Below are 16,152 nucleotides of genomic sequence, written 5' to 3' on the forward strand. Positions count from 1 at the left end.
GAGGTGATGACGGGGGCCGGGCGCACTGGCGCGTTTCTGGCAGCCGAGCATTGGAACCTAGAGCCGGATATCATCGTGATGTCCAAGGGCTTTGCCGCCGGTTACGTGCCGCTTGGGGCCATGGCCGCGCATGAACGTCTGGTTGAGGCGGTGCTTGATTGGGGCGGCTTCCTGCATGGCTATACCTATGCCGGGAACCCCTTGGCCTGTGCCGCCGGGGTCGCCGTGATCGATGAGATTGAGCGGCAGGGATTGGTGCAGAACGCCGCCACAATGGGGGCCAAGCTGATGCAGCGGCTTGAGGGGTTGATGCAGCGCTATCCGATCATCGGGGACGTGCGCGGCATGGGGCTTCTGACCGCCTTTGAGTTCATGGCCGACCGGGGCAGCAAAGCGCCCTTGCCCAAGCATCTCAAGGCCTTCGACCGTTTCGTGAATATCGCCTACGACAAGGGGCTCATTGTCTATTCGCGGCGCACCCGCAACGGGGTGGAAGGCGATCACATCATCGTCGCCCCGCCGATGATCGTGAACGACACCCACCTTGATGAAATCACCGAGATGCTGGATGCCTCATTGGCGCAGTTCACCGATGAAATCCGGCCCGAACTGGACAAGATCGCGTAAGGCCCAAGATGCGCAAAATCCTGATCACCTGTGCTGTCACCGGCTCGATCCACACGCCCAGCATGTCACCGCACCTGCCGGTGACAGCGGATCAGATTGCCGAACAGGCGATTGGTGCGGCCAAGGCGGGCGCGGCGATCCTGCACCTGCACGCGCGCCACCCCGAAACCGGGCGGCCCTCGGCGGAGGTGGAGCATTTCATGGGCTTCCTGCCGCGCATCCATGCCGAATGCGACGCGGTGCTGAACCTCTCAACGGGGGGCAGCGCGATCATGTCGCTGGATCAACGCCTTGCCGCGCCCAAGCGGGCAGAGCCGGAAATGGCCTCGCTCAACATGGGGTCGATGAACTTCGCGCTTTACCCCATGGCCGAGCGCATCAGCGATTGGCAGAACGAGTGGGAAAAACCCTTTCTTGAGGGCACCGATGATCTGGTGTTCAAGAACACCCCACGCGACATTGGCCGCATCCTGACCGAACTGGGCCGCGAACGCGGCGCGCGGTTCGAGTTTGAATGCTATGACCTGTCGCACCTCTATATGCTCAAGCACTTCGTCGATCGCGGCTTTGTCCAGGCGCCGCTCTTCATCCAGTTCGTCTTTGGCGTGCTGGGCGGCATGGGACCGGACCCTGAAAACCTGACCCACATGGTGCGCATCGCCGATAAACTTTTCGGCGAGGATTACATGTTCTCGGTGCTGGCCGCTGGCCGGCATCAAATGCCGCTCATTACCATGGCGGCGGCTATGGGCGGGCATGTGCGCGTGGGGCTGGAGGATAGCCTGACCATTGCGCGCGGAACGCTCGCGGAAAACAACGCCCAACAGGTTGAAAAAATCCGCGGCATCGTCGAAGGCTTGGGCCGCGAGGTGGCCAGCCCCGATGAGGCGCGGCAGATCCTTGGCCTCAAGGGCGCGGATAAAACGGCGATTTGACATGAGCGAGATTACCCTGCGCGTGGTGGACACCCCCGCCGACTTGCCCCTTTTGGATGAAGGCCTAAGGCGGCTCAGCGCCGATTTGGGCGATGAGCATCTAGGCGATGTGGCGTTGCTGGAACAGGCGCTGTTCGGGGTGCATCCGGCGGCTTATGCGACGCTGGCGATGGAGGGCGACGCGCTGCGCGGTGTGGCGCTTTATAGCCCCACGCTTTCCACCGTGCGCGGCGCGGCGGGGGTTTACGTGTCGGACCTCTGGGTGGCACCGGAAGGGCGTGGCCATGGCCTTGGGCGGCGCTTGCTGGCCGGGGCGGCGATGCTGGCCGCGCATTGGTGGAACGCCAAGTGGCTGACGCTCGCGGTTTATGAACACTCCACCGAATCGCGCAAATTCTACGAGCGGCTGGGTTTTGGCCCGCAGGAGGGTGCGACGGTGATGAAACTCGACGCGCAAGGCTTTGAAAACTTGAAAGGGCATGCAAAATGAAAGCGATCTTCGACGACCGGCAATGGCACCATGACCCCAAGCATTTCATGGCCAACGGCAAAATCCTTCCCAGCCCGGAACAACCCGCGCGGATCGAAAAACTGCTGAGCGGGGCCAAGGCCGCGCAATGCGACATCGCGGCCCCCACCGACCACGGCCAAGGCCCCATCGCCGCCGTGCATTCCCCCGAATACCTGACCTTCCTGCGCAATATCTATACCCGCTGGCAACGCATCCCCGATGCGGGCGACGAGGTGATCCCGAACGTCCACCCCGCCAACCGCACCGATAGCTACCCGCGCTCGGCGGTGGGCCAAGCGGGGTTCCATCAGGCCGATACCGCCTGTCCTATCGGTGAAGGCACCTGGGAGGCCGCCTATTGGTCCGCCCAATCCGCGCTTTCCGCCGCCGATCTGGTGGCGGGCGGTGAGATGGCCGCCTATGCGCTTTGCCGTCCGCCGGGGCACCATGCCTATGGCGATCTGGCGGGGGGCTTTTGTTTCTTGAACAACTCCGCCATCGCCGCAGACCACCTGCGCAAAAAGGGCTTGCGCCCGGCCATTCTGGATGTGGATGTCCACCACGGCAACGGCACCCAAGGTATCTTCTATGACCGCGACGATGTGCTGACGGTCTCAATCCACGCCGACCCGGTGCGCTTTTATCCCTTCTTCTGGGGCCACGCCCATGAACGGGGGCAGGGGCGCGGGTTGGGCTATAACCTCAATCTGCCCATGCCGCGCGGCACCGATGACAAGGCCTTTCTTGAGGCGCTCGATACCGGCCTCACCCGCATCGCCGATTTCGGCGCCGACGTGATCGTCGTGGCGCTGGGCCTTGATGCATACGAGGGCGACCCCTTCCAAGGCTTCGCTGTCACCACCACCGGGTTCGGCCGCATCGGGGCGGCGATTGCCAAAATGGGCCTGCCGACGCTTTTCGTGCAGGAAGGTGGCTATCTTTGTGACGAGTTGGGCGAGAACCTCGCCGCCACTCTCACGGGGTTCGAGGACGCATGACCCACCCCGATATCATCGTCATCGGCGGCGGTATCGCCGGGATCAGCGCGGCGGCGGAACTGGCCGCCAACGCCAATGTTCTGGTTCTGGAGGGCGAGGCGCAAATCGGCTACCACTCCACGGGCCGCTCGGCGGCGATCTTCATCCGCAACTACGGCAATGCCACGCTGCGCGCGCTCAATGCCGCCGCCGCGCCGATTTTCGAAGCCCCCGAAGGCATCTCCGACCGCTCGCTCCTTTCCCCGCGCGGCGAGGTGATGGTGGCGAGCGCGGCCGAGATGGACAGGCTTGAGGCCTATTGCGAAGGCGCCACCGGGTTGGAGCGGCTGACCGGGACCGAGGCGGCGGAACTTGTGCCGATCCTCAAACCAGACCCCATCGCAGGCGCGGTTCTGGAACGCGACGCGCAGGATATCGACGTGGACCGCATGTTGCAGGGCTATGCACGGCTCTTGAAGGCGCGCGGCGGGCGGGTTGTGACCGGCGCACAGGTGCAGGCCATCACGCGCGGCCATTCGGCGTGGCAGGTTGCGGCGGGCGGCGAAACCTATACCGCGCCGGTGGTTGTCAACGCGGGCGGCGCTTGGGCCGACCCGGTGGCGGAAATGGCAGGCGCGCGGGCCTTGGGCATAAAGCCCTATCGCCGCTCGGCGGCGATCATCCCCGCGCCAGAGGGCCATGACGTGGACCGCTGGCCGCTTTTCGGGGCCATTACTGAAACATGGTATGCCAAGCCCGAGGCGGGTAAGCTGATGGTCTCGCCCGCGGATGAAGACCCCGCCCTTCCGCATGATGCATGGCCCGATGATATGGTGCTGGCCGAAGGGCTTTATCGCTTTGAACAAGCCGTGACCCATCCGGTCACGCGGTTGGAACACTCTTGGGCTGGATTGCGCAGTTTCGCGCCGGACCGCACGCCGGTGGTCGGCTTTGACGGGCAGGCCGAAGGGTTGTTCTGGCTGGCCGGGCAGGGTGGCTACGGGGTGCAGACCGCCCCGGCCCTGGCTTGCCTTACGGCGGCGCTTATCACCGGGCAGACGCCCGAATTGCCATCTGAGACCGTGGCGGCGCTCTCGCCCAATCGCTTTCAAACCTAGGAAGGATACCCAATGACCGAAGTTACCCGCGCCCACGTGGGCCAACGTATGAGCCAGATCGTCACCCATGGCGACACCATCTATCTGGCTGGCCAGGTCGGCAACCCCGGCGAAAGCGTGGCCGAGCAAACCAAAACCTGCATCGAACGGGTCGAGGCGCTTCTGGCCGAGGCCGGATCGGACGCCACGCGCATCCTGCAATGCGTGATCTGGCTGGCCGATATGGCCGATTTCGCCGAGATGAACGCGGTTTGGGATGCTTGGGTGCCCGAAGGCCACGCCCCGGCGCGGGCCTGTGGCGAGGCCAAGCTGGCCACGCCCGAGTTGAAGGTGGAATTCATCGTGATCGCGGCGAAGGCGTGATCTGGGCGGGGTGCCGATTTCTTGAAAAGAAATCGGATCGAAATCTTTTCAAGATTTCGTGCCGCCGCCATCGCTATGCTCTTAACACGGGCCGTTGGCTGGGCACTATCGCGCGGCGGGCGCTCATCACTCGCGTTCTTCGCGAAGAAGCCCGTCAGGGCTGCTGAGCGCGCCGCGCGCAACGTACGAAACTCACGTACGAAACGTACAACTTTCACCGCGCGCCCTGTTAACCCTGCCGGGGTGCCTCAAAAATACCGACGCAAAACCGACGTGATACCGACGCGATGCAGATCGGGGTTTTCCTTGTTAACCAAAGTGTTGCCGTTGATTCTCCGCCTTGACCACGTTGTGCCCCCAAGAACCCGGATGGACGCGCGCCGATGCTTGCGCTATCAGGCCTGCGACTGATCCATGAAAGGCACGCCAATGTCTGGCCACGGCACCCCCATTCCGATGATCGCGCACCGCTCCTCCGGTCTTGCTGGCACAGCCGATGTGCCGGGCGACAAGTCGATCTCCCACCGCTCCTTGATCCTTGGGGCCATGGCCGTGGGTGAGACCGTGGTCACCGGGTTGTTGGAAGGGCAAGACGTGCTCGATACCGCCAAGGCGATGCAGGCCTTCGGGGCCGAGGTCACCCGCGATCAGGATGGCACATGGCACATCCACGGCGTCGGCGTGGGCGGCTTTGCCGAACCCGATCAGGTGATTGATTGCGGCAATTCCGGCACCGGCGTGCGCCTGATTATGGGGGCCATGGCCACTTCGCCGATCACTGCTACTTTCACTGGCGATGCCAGCCTCAACAAACGCCCGATGGCGCGGGTCACCGACCCTCTGGCGCTTTTCGGTACGCAATCCGTGGGCCGCTCGGGCGGGCGTCTGCCGATGACCATCGTCGGCGCGGTCGAGCCTTTGCCGGTGCGCTATACCGTGCCGGTGCCATCGGCGCAGGTGAAGTCGGCGGTGCTTCTGGCGGGCCTCAATGCCCCCGGCCAAACCATTGTTATTGAACAAGAAGCCACCCGCGACCACACCGAACGGATGCTCGAAGGGTTTGGCGCCACCATCACCACCGAGGTGACCGACGAGGGCCGGGTCATCACCCTTGAGGGCCAGCCAGAACTGCGCCCGCAGAGCATCGACGTGCCGCGCGATCCAAGCTCCGCCGCCTTCCCGGTTTGTGCCGCCTTGATCACCGAAGGTTCGGATATTTTGGTGCCCAATATCGGCCTCAACCCGACGCGCGCGGGCCTTTTCACCACCCTGCGCGAGATGGGTGCGGACCTGACCTATGAGAACGAGCGCGAAGAAGGCGGGGAGCCCGTGGCCGACCTGCGCGCGCGTTTCTCGCCCAACCTCAAAGGTATCGAAGTCCCGCCCGAACGCGCCGCCAGCATGATCGACGAATACCCCGTTTTGTCGGCGGTCGCCGCCTATGCCGAGGGCCAAACCGTGATGCGCGGCGTCAAGGAATTGCGCGTCAAGGAAAGCGATCGGATCGAGGCCATGGCCACCGGCCTGCGCACCAACGGCATTGAGGTCGAGGATGGCGAGGATTGGTGGATCGTCCATGGCAAGGGCTATGGCAATGTGGCCGGCGGGGCCACTTGCGCCAGCCATCTGGATCACCGCATCGCCATGTCTTTCCTTGTGCTGGGTCTGGCCAGCAACGCGCCTGTCCGCGTGGATGACGGCGGGCCCATCGCTACCTCCTTCCCGATTTTCGAGGGGCTGATGGCCGATCTGGGGGCTGACATTCGGCGCGAGGGCTAAGCCCGTTGCAACGGGCTTGGCCAAGGATTTTGCAAAATCCTTGGCGCTTGGCTTACCGGTCGATATCGGCCCCGCCTTCGGCGGTGCGGCGGGCGATGAAATCGTCGATTTCTTCAAGCCTTTCAGGGGCTAAGGGCGGCGGCTCATGCGCCTCGACCGTCTCGAAAAAGATCCGATGCGCGCGGGTTTGGGTATCCTCGGCCCCGCGCTCGGCCCAGTTTTCATAGTTCGACCAGTCCGAGACCAACGGCGAATAAAAGGCGGTTTCGAACCGCTCCAGCGTGTGCTGGGTGCCGAAGAAATGCCCGCCGTGGCCGACCTCTGCCATGGCGTCGAACCCGAGTGTTGCCTCGCTCACCTCAACGGGTTTGAACAGTTCCGCGAACATCTGAAGCTGTTCGATATCGACGATGAATTTCTCGGCCGAGGCGGTCAGCCCGCCTTCCAGCCACCCCGCCCCGTGCAGCAAAAGGTTCGTGCCGCCCATCAAGGCCCCCCAAAGCGACATCTGATGCTCATAGGCCGCCTGCGCATCCACGGTGTTCGAGGCGGTCACACCCGAAGACCGCAGCGGCAGGCCATAAAAGCGCGCCAACTGCCCCGAGGCGAAAGCGGCCTTGGTGTATTCCGGTGTGCCAAAGGCAGGGGAGCCGGTTTTCATATCCACATTGGTGGTGAAGCTGCCATAGCAGACCGGCGCACCGGGCTGGGCCACCTGCGACAGGGCGATCCCGGCCAAGGCCTCGGCGTTTTGCTGTGCCAAGGCCCCGGGCAGGGTGACCGGGGCCATGGCCCCCGACAGGGTGAAGGGCGTCAGCACCATCAACTGCCCCGCCCGCGCCGCATCAATGATCCCGCGGCACATCAGGTGATCGAGTTGCAGCGGGGAGTTGGAGTTGGCCACCGAATAGGTCACCGGGGTTTGGCGAAACTCCTCATGGCTCAGCCCATGGGCGATGCGGATCATCTCATAGGCGTCGGCCACGGCTTGGGTGCCGCGAAAGAAGACAAACGGCACCTTGTCGGTCTGCGTCAGGACCGACCGGGTCATGGCGAAATGGCGCAGGTGCGGCGGTATATCCTGTGCTTCGACGAAAGGCCCGATCACATGGATCACGTCAAAGGCTTGTGCCACGCGGCAGAGGTTATCGAGATCGGCCAAAGTGCCGGGGCGGCGGCCGTTCTTTACATCGGAAAAATTGGGCGTGCCGCCGGTGGTGCAAATCGCCACCTTGTTGCCGCCAAGCGTGGCGTCACGGTCAGCGCCGCGGCCGTAAAGCGTGACCTCCGAGGGCGCATGTCCCACAAGCTCCATCACCAGATCGGGGTCAAAGCGGATCACCTGATCGCCCGCATCCGTCATGCCCGCCTTGACCAGCAATTCGCGCGCCTCATCGCTCAGGATCTTGATACCGATATCCGACAGCACCCGCAGGCTGGTTTTATGGATCGCTTCCACCTCCTCGGGGCGGAATTGTTCGATGGGCGGGTAGGGGTTGCGCCATTGCCGCCATGCGCGGTCAAACGTGGCGGTCACGGCGTTTTGCCGTGCGCGGGTGCGGCCCCGGCGGGGTTTGGTTGTGGTTGTCATGGTTTTGACGCCTCCAGTGTTTCGGCGCGATAGGCGCGGGCGATCTCGGGGTCGATATCGCGCCCGGTAAAGGCGCGGAAATAGGCCTCCAGGTAGCCCAGACGGTCGGTCATTTCCTCGTCTTGTTCCTTGGACAGCGCGTAATAGCTGATCTGCGTGTAATAAAGCACGCGGGCGCGGATGAAGGCCTCCGGCTGCTCGTATCCATGCCGGGCGTAGAACTCTGCGATGGCCGCGACGCGGGCGTCATCCTCGGATTTGACAGCCCCGTGCAGGGTATCGGAATGGCGCGCCCAATCGCGCACCGCTTGGTCAAGTTTGGGGTCGAACCTTGCGTCATCCACCCAGACCGAAAAGAGCGCGAGAATGCCGGTATCAAGGCTCTCAGCGCCGGTCAGCGCCTCGACCATGACCCCGGTATTTTGCCGCCGCCAATGGGTCAGCAGCGCATCCAAAAGCGCCTCGCGGCTTTCGAAATGCCAATAGAAACTGCCGCGTGTGACATCAAGGCGACGGGCAAGGGCGGTGATTTGCACCGCCTCGATCCCGCTTTCGATGAGGGTTTGCAGCGCGCAAGCGATCCAGTCCTCGGCGCTGAGGCGGTGGGGTTTTGGGGCGGTTTGGGCTTGGGGCATGGGCTTTCCGTACAGGGTTGTATTGAAACGTACACCCCTGTATGGTTCTGCGTCAAGATAAGTCTGCCGAAGGGAGGAAGCCCGCGCATGACCAAGACAGCCGCCCGCAAGATCACGCTTGGCGATCTCAAGATGCAGCCGCGCTTTGACTATGGCGAGATGGCGCAGGTGGCCGAGGTTTCGGGCGCAGGCGACGGCACGCGCCTTGGCACCGGGATCGTGCGGATGACGCGCGCCGAAATCCCGTGGACCGTGCAGTATGACGAGGTGGTTTTGGTGCTCGAAGGCCGCCTGACCGTGCGCTGCGACGCGGGCGATTTGCAGGCAGGGCCGATGGAATGTCTGTGGCTGCCCAAGGGTACGGCGCTGACCTATCTGGCCGAAAGCGCGCTGGTTTTCTACGCCATTGAGCCTGCCAATTGGGCCGAAGGGGAACAGCCATGAAAATCAACCGGTTGCCCAAGGATGACAAGACAAACGGCTGGTCCGCCATCCTGCCCAAGCGCCGGGCGCATGATCCGGTCAAGGGCGATGTGGCCGCCGATTGGGTGGTCTTGGGCGGTGGCTACGCCGGGCTGGCCGCCGCGCGGCGGCTGGCCGAGAACCGCCCCGACGACAAGATCGTGCTGATCGAGGCAGGCGAGGCGGGCGAAAACGCCTCGGGCCGGAATTCGGGCTTCGGGATCGACCTGCCGCATAATGTTGGCTCGTCACTGGATGAGCTGGACGGCTCGCACCGCTTCATGCGCTTGGCGCGCATGGCCTTGGATCATCTCGAAGGTGTCGTCGAAACTCACGGGGTCGGCTGTGACTGGCGGCGCGCGGGCAAGTATCACACCGCTGTTTCGCCGCGCGGCACCCGCGAGGTGTTGGAGCCTTTCGCCAAGGAATTGGAGGCGCTGGGCGAGCCGTTTGAGTGGGTCGAGGGTGAGGCCCTGCGCGGCAAGCTGGGCAGCCCGCATTTCACCGCCGGGGTTTATACACCGGGTTGCGTCTTGATGAACCCCGCCGCCCTGTGCCGGGGGCTGGCCGATACCTTGCCCGAGAATGTCACCGTCTTTGAAAACGCCCCCGTTCTGGAGGCCGGTTTTCAAAACGGTGTGCATCTGACCACGGCGGGCGGATCGGTCCGTGCGCCCAAGATGATCATGGCCGCCAACGGGTTTTCCGAGCAATTCGGCTTTCACCCCCGGCGCTTCTTGCACCTCATTGCCCATGCCAGCCTGACCCGCCCCTTGACCGAGGCCGAGCGCGCCGAGTTTGGCGTGGAACAGGCTTGGGGCCTGACGCCCGCAAATGCCTTTGCCGGGATCACCATGCGCTATACCGAGGATCACCGCATCCTGATCCGGCAGGGGCTAAGCTATCGCCCCAATCAACGGATCGGCGCGAATGAGCAGGCGCAGGTGCAGGCACGGCACAAGGCGCTGTTCGACGCGCGCTTTCCAATGCTCAAGGGGGTTGAGATGGCGCATACGTGGTCGGGGTTCGTTTGTCTCTCGCGCAACGGTGCCCCCGCCTTTGGGCCTTTGGCACCAAACATCTGGTCGGCGGTTTGCCAGAACGCGGTGGGGGTGACCAAGGGCACCTTCGGCGGCATCCTTGCCGCCGATCTGGCCTGTGGGCGCGATAACCCCCTGATTGCCGATATGGAAAGCCTTGGCGCGCCGGATATCCTGCCGCCCCGGCCCTTCCTTGATCTGGGCGTGCGCGCGCGGTTTCAGTGGGAGTTGTTCACCAACCGGCACGAGGCGTGATCACGCCGCCAGCAGGGCGCGCCCGATCTTTTCGACATGGGCATAATCCGTGCCGCAGCAGCCGCCAAAGACATTCATCTTCGGATAGGCCGCGCGCAGATCGCAATATTGCTGGGCCAGTTCATCTGGGTCGCCTTCTTCCAGATTGCCCAACTGACACAGGGTGCCATGGTCCAACGAGGAGGCATTGGCCCGCAAGCCGCGCACCCGTTCGGCCCATGGGGCCGGGGCAAGCGCCGGGCCGAAATCCACCGGGTGCGCGCAGTTGATCATGTAATAGGCCGGCGCCGCGCCCGTGGCGGCATCCACGGCCTCGATCGCCTCTTGCAGGGTTTCGCCGCTGCGCAGGCGGCGGTTTTTCTCAAGCGTGAAGGCAATGACGCTTGGCATGTCTTGCGACTGTGCCGTGCGGGCGATGCCTATGGCCTCGTCCACGGCATTGAGGGTGAGCGCGGTAATGAGATGCGCACCGCCCTCTTTCAACGTGGCGATCTGTTCGGCGTGATACTCCTCCGCCCCTTCGGCAGTCAGCGTATCATTGGTTTGATAGGCATCGCCTTTGGGGCCAAGGCAGCCGCTGATCACCGTCCGGCTGTCGGGCAGGCCCGCCGCCTTGGCCGCGTCGCGGTAAAGGTCAAGACAGCGGTGGTTCATCTCGGCCAGCCCCTCTTTGGAATATCCCAAAAGCTCCCCCCAATCGCGGCTGGCGCGATAGGTCATCGAGCAGAAGATAAAGGGTGTGTCCAAACGCACCGCCAGTTCGGCAAAATGGCGGTAGTAGTCTTCGACGGCACGGCGGCCTTTGACATCTTGCAGCAGGTGAAAGGCGCTGAAATGCGGCAATTCCAGCCCGCGTTTATACATCAACCAAGTTTCATTGCCGCCATCGGTCAGGAAAATATCATCGGTTTGGTGGGGCAGGGTGGGGGCTTGGGCCATGGTCGTTTCCTCCGGCGGCTCAGGTTGCGGTAACAGGCTAAAAGCCGGGCCATCCCCGTGACAAACGATCAAAATTTTCACCATACCCAAGAAAATCTAGGCTATAGTGACGGTATGGTTCGTCGCTTGCCCTCCCTCAACCAATTGCGCGCCTTCGAGGCCGCGGCGCGGCATGGCAGTATCAAAGACGGCGCTGAGGAGCTTTGCGTGACCCCCGCCGCCGTGGGCCATCAGGTCAAGGCCTTGGAAGAGGCGCTGGGTGTGGCGCTGTTTCATCGTGCTACCCGCAAGATCACCTTGACCGAGGCAGGCCAAGCACTTGCGCATGAGGTCGGCACGGCCTTGGACGGAATGGAACAGGCGGTGGCAAAGGCGCGTGGCGAGGGTGCGGGCAATGTCCTCAGGATCACGGTGGCACCCTTTCTGCACAACCGTTGGCTGTTACCGCGCCTGCCCCGGTTTCACGCGGCATACCCGGACATCACGATAAAGCCTGCGCCCTCGTTTGAGTATGTCGATTTACCCAATTCCGAGTTCGACGCCGCCCTGCGCTATGGCGCAGGGTATTGGCCAGATTTGCAGGCATGGCCGATCTTTCACGACGAAATCCGCCCGGTCTGCGCCACCCAATTGGTCGAAGGGCGGCGGCTGCCGCTTGTGGCGCGGGAGGTCTTGGCCCTGCCTCTGGCCTCGGCGCGCAACTGGCCCGAGGATTGGCAGGCCTGGGCGGAGGCCACCGATGCCGGATCGGTGCCGAAAGATATCACCAGTTTCGACAGCCGCGCCTTCATGTTCGACGCGGCGCTTTCCGGCCATGCGGTTATTCTTGCGGACCGCCGTTTGACACAAGCCGATGAAACCGCCGGGCGCTTGATCGCACTTCACCCCCAGACGGTCACGCGCCCCCAAGGCCTTTTCCTTGTGACCGGAACACGACAACCGGACCCTTCGCTTGTCGCTTTCGCCGAGTGGCTGCGTGGCGAGGCCGGATTGGTTTAACGTCGCGCCCTGCGCCGGGGCCGTGGCGGAAACCCCGAAGGATCAGAGACGGGATGCCCCGCGATCAGAAATCGGCCCTCGTCTCAAGATAACGAAACCTGCTCAGGAAAAACCATTGTTCGCCCTTGGTCTCGGTGGCCGTCATGGCGCGTGCGAATGCCGGGTTGTTGCGTAGCCACCTGTAGTACTTGCGGAAATTCGCGATTGCCGTGTCCCGGTCTATCAGGTCACGCTCGATGAGGTCGGCGATGTTCTCGTAAAAATGCAGGATGCTGGACAGGGCGATCCAATCCTTTTTGTCATCCTCGCTCGGGCTGTCGAGGTACAGGCGGCCGTGCAGCTCACAAAATGATTCATCATGGGGGCCGTCCGCCTCGATCGTTTTCAGCAACCTGTCCAGGCGGCACCTGATTTCGATCATTTCCGGAGAGTGAAAGCGCTCGTAGAGCCCGGTGGTTGTTGCGATCTGTTGGTGTTTGAAAATTTCGACGGCGGATTGGCGGGCAAGAATGTTTTGGATGATCATGGTGAACACGAGCGAGACCAGAAGACCGGCGCAAAACGAAAGAAGAATGTTCGTAATGTAATCTTTCTGCAAGGCGTCGGATGCAAGGTACCAGCCAATCAACCCGCCAAGAAAAGCTATGATCGCGGTAAAGAGCAGGGCGGCCGCGATTTGCAGGCGGGTCGGGCTTTGGGTGTTCATGGGCGTTGCGCTCGTATGTTCGGGATACAACATTGGTAGTCTTGTCACGATAGTGCCGCAGAGACTCGTATGGTGCAATTCTTGTGCCCCTGCCGTACCCAATCTGGTGCGGTGCTCTGTCCCAAAGCCACAGTTCGGCCCCGGTTTGCGGGTGCTGCCGTCGCGGGCCCAGTGGCGCGAAGGGGCGACCACCGTCATGAGGTGGCGAGATTGACAAGCCGGGGACTTGGCGGCAAGACGCAAACCATGGGTTCATTTATCGCGAAATCGACACCACCGCGGGGGGTGGCATGATCTGGACCGTGCTTTTTCTGGTCGCTGGTCTGATCGGGTTTTGGTGGTGGACGGCCTCGCGCCGGATGCTTCGGCAAAGTCATGGCCCGAGGATTGCGCCGCGACCGGGTCGGGCGCTTTTGCTGGTCGATCTGCAAGAGGGTATTTGGTGTGCGCCGCGCTATGACGAGGCCACCCGCGCCCGGATCGAGGCCGCCGTCAGCCGCGAGGTGGCCGTGGCCCGGGATCGTGACATTCCGGTGATCGCCCTGAAGCAGCACGTGGCAGCGCCCATCGCACGCCTGATCGCGCCGCGCGCTGCCTCGGGCCCTTTGGCCGCGCCCTTTCAGGGCATGGCCGATCATGTAATCACCCGTTGGGCCGAGGACGGGTTCGAGACCGGCGAGTTGGATAACCTTTTGGATGTGCTGCGCGTGGGGCGCTTGCGTATCATGGGGCAAGACGGGGCGCATAGCGTGGTGCGCACGGCGCAGGCGGCCCTTGATCGGGGTCTCGAGGTAGAGATTGTCCGGGACGGTATCGCGACCAGCGATGGCGAACGTTACGATGGTGCGGTCGAGGCGCTGCTGGGGCAGGGAGCGCGCCGCGTCTGAACCGCGATGCCGCTGCAATGCAATTTTCTGACGGTTGCGGGCTGTTAGCCCGGCGGCAAATCTTTATGTTGCAGTCATCTTTAGGGAATATGAGGTTTCGGCCATGTCGCAAGATCCCCTTGTCGTCTTTACCCCCTCGGGCAAGCGCGGCCGCTTTGCCAAGGGCACGCCCGTTCTGACCGCCGCGCGGCAGTTGGGCGTTGACCTTGATTCGGTCTGTGGCGGGCGGGGGATCTGCTCGAAATGCCAGATCACGCCGAGTTATGGCGAGTTTTCCAAGCATGGCGTGACCGTGGCCGACGATGCCCTGTCGGAATGGAACGCGGTCGAACAACGCTATGACGACAAGCGCGGCTTGAAACCGGGCCGCCGCCTTGGCTGTCAGGCGCAGGTGATGGGCGACGTGGTGATCGACGTGCCGCCCGAATCCCAAGTTCACCGGCAGGTGGTGCGCAAGGCCGCCTCGGCCCGGGTGATCGACATGGACCCGGCCACGCGGCTCTACTTTGTCGAGGTGGAAGAGCCCGACATGCACGAACCCACCGGCGATCTGGAGCGGCTGGAACGCGCGCTCAAACGCGAATGGGACATCCCCGAGATTCGCGCGGAAAGCTCGCTTTTGTCCAAGCTGCAACCCACGCTGCGCAAGGGCAAATTCCAGGTCACCGTCGCGCTGCACAAATCCCATACCGATGACGTGGCGCGTGTGATCGACATCTGGCCGGGCCTGCACGAGGCCGGTTTGTATGGGTTGGCCATCGACCTTGGCTCAACCACCGTGGCCGCGCACCTGACCGATCTGGACACCGGCGAGGTCAAGGCCAGCTCGGGCATCATGAACCCGCAAATCCGCTTTGGTGAGGATTTGATGAGCCGGGTCAGCTATTCGATGATGAACCCCGGCGGCGATCAGGAAATGACCTGCGCGGTGCGTGACGCCATCAACACGCTGGCCGAGGAAATCGCCAAGGAAGCGGGGATCGAGCCGCATTTGATCGTGGAAACGGTCTTTGTCTGCAACCCCGTTATGCACCACCTTCTGTTGGGCATTGACCCGGTGGAGCTGGGGCAGGCGCCCTTTGCCTTGGCCACCTCCGACAGCGTCGCCATGCCCGCGCGCGAATTGGACCTGCACGCGATCAACCCGCGTGCACGGACCTATATCCTGCCCTGTATCGCGGGGCATGTGGGGGCCGATGCCGCCGCCGTGGCCCTGTCGGAAGAACCCGGCAAATCCGAGGATCTGGTCTTGGTGGTCGATGTGGGCACCAATGCCGAAATCCTGCTGGGCGACACCAGCCGCGTGCTGGCCTGTTCCTCGCCCACCGGCCCGGCCTTCGAGGGCGCGCAAATCTCCAGCGGGCAGCGGGCGGCACCGGGGGCTATCGAGGCCATCCAGATCGACCCAGACTCCAAAGAACCGCGCTTTCGCGTCATCGGCTGCGAGAAGTGGTCGGACGAGGAAGGCTTTGACGAGGAAACCGCCGCCACGGGTATCACCGGCATCTGTGGCTCGGGCATCATCGAGGCCGTGGCAGAATTGCGCATGGCGGGGCTGATGGACGAGTCGGGCCTTATCGGCTCGGCCGAGGCGACGGGAACCGCGCGCTCGGTCCCTGAGGTGCGCACCCATGCCTACCTGATCCACGATGCGACCGCCGACGGAGGGCCGCGGATCACCGTGACCCAAGGCGATATCCGCGCCATTCAGCTTGCCAAATCCGCGCTTTACGCCGGTGCGCGCCTGCTGATGGATGAACGCGGGGTGGATAAGGTGGACCGTGTGGTTCTGGCCGGGGCCTTTGGCGCGCATATCAGCCCGAAACACGCCATGGTTCTGGGCATGATCCCCGATGTGCCGCTTGAGAAAGTGACCAGTGCGGGCAACGCCGCAGGCACCGGCGCGCGCATCGCCCTGTGCAACGTGGCCGCGCGGCAGGAAATCGAGCGCGTGGTGCGCGAGATCACCAAGGTGGAAACCGCGATTGAGCCGAAATTCCAGGATCACTTTGTTGCGGCCAATGCCATCCCGCATAAAACCGACCCTTTCCCGGAGCTATCGAAAATTGTGCCGCTGCCCAATGTCAGCTTCAACACCGGCGGCGACGGTGGCGGCGGCGAAGATGGCGGGCGGCGTCGGCGCAGACGGCGGGCCTGAGGGGGCGGCGGAATTTTTCGAAAATTCCGCCCCGTTTTCCGCGCGGAAAACGGCCTTGACCCGATCAGGGGGATTGCCTAACTACACAGTCTGGCGCGGGTATGGTGAAAAGGTATCACGCGAGCTTCCCAAGCTTAAGTTACGGGTTCGATTCCCGTTACCCGCTCCAA

The 16,152-nt window shown here is 63.2% G+C and carries 16 protein-coding genes and 1 tRNA gene; 13 read left to right on the forward strand and 4 right to left on the reverse strand.

Annotated features, from left to right (window positions below; translation table 11 throughout):
- From QZ498_RS16070 to aroA, 7 genes are all read left to right on the forward strand, one after another.
- A partial coding sequence (locus QZ498_RS16070; RefSeq protein WP_294624069.1) for an aminotransferase class III-fold pyridoxal phosphate-dependent enzyme occupies positions 1–627 on the forward strand: 627 nt, incomplete at its 5' end.
- 8 nt (positions 628–635) lie between these two features.
- Positions 636–1,562 carry a 3-keto-5-aminohexanoate cleavage protein gene (locus QZ498_RS16075; protein ID WP_294624077.1) on the forward strand — a complete coding sequence of 309 codons (927 nt, stop codon included), beginning with the start codon at positions 636–638 and terminating at the stop codon, positions 1,560–1,562.
- Between the two features lies 1 nt (position 1,563).
- Positions 1,564–2,052 (forward strand): GNAT family N-acetyltransferase, encoded by a 489-nt coding sequence (locus QZ498_RS16080; protein WP_294624079.1) that lies wholly within the window; start codon positions 1,564–1,566, stop codon positions 2,050–2,052.
- Positions 2,049–3,071, forward strand: a complete 1,023-nt coding sequence (locus QZ498_RS16085; protein WP_294624081.1) for a histone deacetylase family protein — start codon at positions 2,049–2,051, stop codon at positions 3,069–3,071. Before QZ498_RS16080 ends, QZ498_RS16085 begins: the two co-directional genes overlap by 4 nt.
- Entirely contained in the window at positions 3,068–4,168 is a 1,101-nt protein-coding gene (locus tag QZ498_RS16090; RefSeq protein WP_294624083.1) for an FAD-binding oxidoreductase, read from the forward strand. The genes QZ498_RS16085 and QZ498_RS16090 overlap by 4 nt, the downstream gene beginning before the upstream one ends.
- Positions 4,169–4,180: 12 nt before the next feature.
- Positions 4,181–4,531 carry a RidA family protein gene (locus tag QZ498_RS16095; RefSeq protein ID WP_294624085.1) on the forward strand — a complete coding sequence of 117 codons (351 nt, stop codon included), beginning with the start codon at positions 4,181–4,183 and terminating at the stop codon, positions 4,529–4,531.
- Between the two features lie 429 nt (positions 4,532–4,960).
- Complete coding sequence (gene aroA / locus QZ498_RS16100; RefSeq protein WP_294624087.1) at positions 4,961–6,310, forward strand: 3-phosphoshikimate 1-carboxyvinyltransferase; 1,350 nt, start codon at positions 4,961–4,963, stop codon at positions 6,308–6,310.
- 52 nt (positions 6,311–6,362) lie between these two features.
- Here aroA and QZ498_RS16105 read toward each other — a convergent pair whose 3' ends face one another.
- The gene (locus QZ498_RS16105; protein WP_294624089.1) at positions 6,363–7,901 is read right to left on the reverse strand and encodes a trimethylamine methyltransferase family protein; all 1,539 of its coding nucleotides are present in this window, start codon (positions 7,899–7,901) and stop codon (positions 6,363–6,365) included.
- Complete coding sequence (locus QZ498_RS16110; RefSeq protein WP_294624091.1) at positions 7,898–8,536, reverse strand: TetR/AcrR family transcriptional regulator; 639 nt, start codon at positions 8,534–8,536, stop codon at positions 7,898–7,900. Before QZ498_RS16110 ends, QZ498_RS16105 begins: the two co-directional genes overlap by 4 nt.
- An 87-nt stretch (positions 8,537–8,623) precedes the next feature.
- Between QZ498_RS16110 and QZ498_RS16115 the strand changes: the two genes are divergently transcribed.
- Positions 8,624–8,980, forward strand: a complete 357-nt coding sequence (locus tag QZ498_RS16115; RefSeq protein WP_294624093.1) for an ethanolamine utilization protein EutQ — start codon at positions 8,624–8,626, stop codon at positions 8,978–8,980.
- Positions 8,977–10,293, forward strand: a complete 1,317-nt coding sequence (locus tag QZ498_RS16120; protein ID WP_294624095.1) for an FAD-binding oxidoreductase — start codon at positions 8,977–8,979, stop codon at positions 10,291–10,293. The genes QZ498_RS16115 and QZ498_RS16120 overlap by 4 nt, the downstream gene beginning before the upstream one ends.
- Here QZ498_RS16120 and QZ498_RS16125 read toward each other — a convergent pair whose 3' ends face one another.
- On the reverse strand, positions 10,294–11,232 hold the full coding sequence (locus tag QZ498_RS16125) for a homocysteine S-methyltransferase family protein (protein WP_294624097.1): 939 nt from the start codon (positions 11,230–11,232) through the stop codon (positions 10,294–10,296).
- Positions 11,233–11,289: 57 nt separating this feature from the next.
- Here QZ498_RS16125 and QZ498_RS16130 point away from each other — a divergent pair, with 57 nt between their 5' ends.
- A complete protein-coding gene (locus QZ498_RS16130; RefSeq protein ID WP_294624099.1) occupies positions 11,290–12,231 on the forward strand; it encodes a LysR substrate-binding domain-containing protein in 942 nt (313 codons plus the stop codon).
- Between the two features lie 64 nt (positions 12,232–12,295).
- Here the strand turns inward: QZ498_RS16130 and QZ498_RS16135 are convergent, their stop codons facing one another.
- Positions 12,296–13,135: a hypothetical protein gene (locus tag QZ498_RS16135; RefSeq protein ID WP_294624100.1), complete on the reverse strand. Its 840-nt coding sequence runs from the start codon at positions 13,133–13,135 to the stop codon at positions 12,296–12,298.
- A 92-nt stretch (positions 13,136–13,227) separates the two neighbouring features.
- On the opposite strand from QZ498_RS16135, the gene QZ498_RS16140 reads away from it, so the two are divergent.
- The 3 genes from QZ498_RS16140 to QZ498_RS16150 all read left to right on the forward strand — a co-directional run bounded on the left by QZ498_RS16140 (position 13,228) and on the right by QZ498_RS16150 (position 16,151).
- Positions 13,228–13,824, forward strand: a complete 597-nt coding sequence (locus QZ498_RS16140) for an isochorismatase family protein (RefSeq protein WP_294624102.1) — start codon at positions 13,228–13,230, stop codon at positions 13,822–13,824.
- A gap of 103 nt (positions 13,825–13,927) precedes the next feature.
- Positions 13,928–15,982, forward strand: coding sequence for an ASKHA domain-containing protein (locus QZ498_RS16145; protein ID WP_294624104.1), 2,055 nt, complete (start codon positions 13,928–13,930; stop codon positions 15,980–15,982).
- A gap of 95 nt (positions 15,983–16,077) precedes the next feature.
- Positions 16,078–16,151, forward strand: a tRNA-Gly gene (locus QZ498_RS16150).
- Position 16,152 lies beyond the last annotated feature (1 nt).

The organism is uncultured Roseovarius sp. (assembly GCF_913057115.1).
Lineage (GTDB): Bacteria > Pseudomonadota > Alphaproteobacteria > Rhodobacterales > Rhodobacteraceae > Roseovarius.

What these genes read in the sequence shown, in the direction of transcription:
- QZ498_RS16075 (WP_294624077.1), top strand. Translation starts at nt 636, where the DNA reads ATGCGCAAAATCCTGATCACCTGTGCTGTCACCGGCTCGATCCACACG.
- QZ498_RS16080 (WP_294624079.1), top strand. Translation starts at nt 1,564, where the DNA reads ATGAGCGAGATTACCCTGCGCGTGGTGGACACCCCCGCCGACTTGCCC.
- QZ498_RS16085 (WP_294624081.1), top strand. Translation starts at nt 2,049, where the DNA reads ATGAAAGCGATCTTCGACGACCGGCAATGGCACCATGACCCCAAGCAT.
- QZ498_RS16090 (WP_294624083.1), top strand. Translation starts at nt 3,068, where the DNA reads ATGACCCACCCCGATATCATCGTCATCGGCGGCGGTATCGCCGGGATC.
- QZ498_RS16095 (WP_294624085.1), top strand. Translation starts at nt 4,181, where the DNA reads ATGACCGAAGTTACCCGCGCCCACGTGGGCCAACGTATGAGCCAGATC.
- aroA (WP_294624087.1), top strand. Translation starts at nt 4,961, where the DNA reads ATGTCTGGCCACGGCACCCCCATTCCGATGATCGCGCACCGCTCCTCC.
- QZ498_RS16105 (WP_294624089.1), bottom strand. Translation starts at nt 7,901, where the DNA reads ATGACAACCACAACCAAACCCCGCCGGGGCCGCACCCGCGCACGGCAA.
- QZ498_RS16110 (WP_294624091.1), bottom strand. Translation starts at nt 8,536, where the DNA reads ATGCCCCAAGCCCAAACCGCCCCAAAACCCCACCGCCTCAGCGCCGAG.
- QZ498_RS16115 (WP_294624093.1), top strand. Translation starts at nt 8,624, where the DNA reads ATGACCAAGACAGCCGCCCGCAAGATCACGCTTGGCGATCTCAAGATG.
- QZ498_RS16120 (WP_294624095.1), top strand. Translation starts at nt 8,977, where the DNA reads ATGAAAATCAACCGGTTGCCCAAGGATGACAAGACAAACGGCTGGTCC.
- QZ498_RS16125 (WP_294624097.1), bottom strand. Translation starts at nt 11,232, where the DNA reads ATGGCCCAAGCCCCCACCCTGCCCCACCAAACCGATGATATTTTCCTG.
- QZ498_RS16135 (WP_294624100.1), bottom strand. Translation starts at nt 13,135, where the DNA reads ATGACGGTGGTCGCCCCTTCGCGCCACTGGGCCCGCGACGGCAGCACC.
- QZ498_RS16140 (WP_294624102.1), top strand. Translation starts at nt 13,228, where the DNA reads ATGATCTGGACCGTGCTTTTTCTGGTCGCTGGTCTGATCGGGTTTTGG.
- QZ498_RS16145 (WP_294624104.1), top strand. Translation starts at nt 13,928, where the DNA reads ATGTCGCAAGATCCCCTTGTCGTCTTTACCCCCTCGGGCAAGCGCGGC.